Annotated in this window: 2 protein-coding genes; one reads left to right on the top strand and one right to left on the bottom strand. The window is 74.3% G+C overall.

The annotated features are described in order from the left end of the window. Nucleotides 1-293: sortase domain-containing protein (locus tag H5J30_RS29815; RefSeq protein ID WP_181790469.1), on the top strand; the 293-nt coding region annotated here is incomplete at its 5' end. A 54-nt stretch (nt 294-347) separates the two neighbouring features. Here the strand turns inward: H5J30_RS29815 and H5J30_RS29810 are convergent. Beyond that, nucleotides 348-1,718, bottom strand: a complete 1,371-nt coding sequence (locus H5J30_RS29810) for a dipeptidase (RefSeq protein WP_181790467.1) — start codon at nt 1,716-1,718, stop codon at nt 348-350. Between the last annotated feature and the right edge of the window lie 281 nt (nt 1,719-1,999).

Here is a 1,999-nt window from a genome sequence, read left to right as displayed (position 1 = left end):
TGGTCACCGGGCACGTCGACGACGCGGCCGGGCCCGCCGTCTTCTACCGCCTCGGCGGCCTGAAGCGCGGCGAGGTCGTCAAGGTCGACCGGGAGGACGGGCGCACGGCGGAGTTCACCGTCTACGCCGTCGAGGTCTTCGACGCCGACGCCTTCCCCAGCCGGCGCGTCTACGGCGACACCGACCGCGCCGAACTGCGCGTACTCACCTGCGGCGGCGGCTACCGCGAGGGGGACGACCCCGGCTACGAGGGCAACGTCGTCGTCTTCGCCCGGCTCACGGACGTCGCCTGACGGCCGCCCGCGGGCCGGCGCACCGGAGCCGTCCGGTGCCGCCGGCCCGCTGCCTCAGTCCGTGCGCCCGGCCGCGTACCCGTGCAGGAACAGCGCCTCGGCGAACGACAGCCGCTCCAACTCCTCCGGCGACACGCTCTCGTTCACCGCGTGGATCTGCGCCTCCGGCTCGGAGAGCCCGATCAGCAGTATCTCGGCCCGCGGGTACAACTCGGCCAGGGTGTTGCACAGGGGGATCGTGCCGCCCTGCCCGGCGACCTGCATCTCCTCGCCCGGGTACGCGGCGCGCATCGCCTCGGCCATCGCGCGGTACGCGGGGCTGGTGACATCGGCGCGGAACGGCTCGCCCGAGCCGTACGGCTCGGTGGTCACCCGCACGCCCCAGGGCGCGTGCGCCTCGAAGTGCGCGGTCAGCCGCTCCGTCGCCGAGGCCGCGTCGTGGCCGGGCGGCAGCCTCAGGCTCACCAGCGCCGCGGCGGTGGCCTGCACCGAGGGCGTGGCCTCGGCCACCGAGGGGACGTCCATGCCGACCACCGTCACCGCGGGGCTCGCCCAGATGCGGTCCGCGACGCTGCCCGAGCCGATCAGCTCGACCCCGTCCAGCACCTTGGCGTCCTGGCGGAAGCTCTCCTCCTGGTACGCCAGGCCGTCCCACCGGGAGCCGGGCGCCAGGCCGTCGACCGTCGTCGAGCCGTCGGGGCCGCGCAGCGAGTCGAGGATCCGGATGAGCGCGGCGAGGGCGTCGGGGGCGGCGCCGCCGAACTGGCCCGAGTGCAGGTTCCCCGCCAGCGCGTCCACCTGCACGCGCAGCATCGTCATGCCGCGCAGGGTGGCCGTGACCGTGGGCAGGCCGACGCGGAAGTTGCCGACGTCGCCGATGACGATCGTGTCGGCCGCCAGCAACTCCGGGTGCTGCTCGGCGTACTGCTGCAGCCCGCCGGTGCCCTGCTCCTCCGAGCCCTCCACGATGACCTTGACCGAGACCGGCACGCCGCCGTTCTCGCGCAGGGCGCGCAGGGCGGTCAGGTGCATGAGGACGCCGCCCTTGCAGTCGGCGGCGCCGCGCCCGTACCACCGGCCGTCGCGTTCGGTCAGTTCGAACGGCGGGCTGAGCCACGCCGATTCGTCGAGCGGCGGCTGTACGTCGTAGTGGGCGTAGAGCAGCACCGTGGGGGCGCCGGCCGGGCCCGGCAGGTGGCCGTACACCGAACGGGTGCCGTCCGGGGTGTCGAGCAACTGCACATCCGTGAAGCCCTCGGCGGTCAGCGCGTCCGCGACCCAGCGGGCGGCGGCGTCGGACTCGCTCGGTGGGAAGCGCTCCGGATCGATGAGCGCGACCGAGCGGTAGGAGACCAACTCGGCCAGTTCGGTACGGGCGCGCGGCAGCAGGCCGGCGACGGTGCCGGCGAGCCGATCGGTGTCCATGGGAACGCTCCTCGGGGGAACTGCGTTGTGTCCTGCGGTGTCGGGTCCCGGAATCGGGGCGAGCGGTGACGATCATCGCACAGCGGTGCGTCGTTCTAGGATGCGGCAGGTGGGCGCCCCCGGGTGGGGCTGGCCGGAAACAGGAGCAGAGAGCCAACGTGACCAGCGAGAACGAGGCGGGCAACGAAGCGGGCGAAGCGGCGGACGGCCGTTCGCCGGGCGACGCGCGGGACGCGGGACCCGACGGGACGCGGAACGGGACGCCGGAGCCGGCGCCGGAC

This window comes from Streptomyces phytophilus (assembly GCF_013870535.1).
Classification (GTDB): domain Bacteria; phylum Actinomycetota; class Actinomycetes; order Streptomycetales; family Streptomycetaceae; genus Streptomyces; species Streptomyces phytophilus.
The sequence above is the reverse complement of the archived record's forward strand: the minus strand, read 5'-3'. Positions and strand labels throughout refer to the sequence as shown.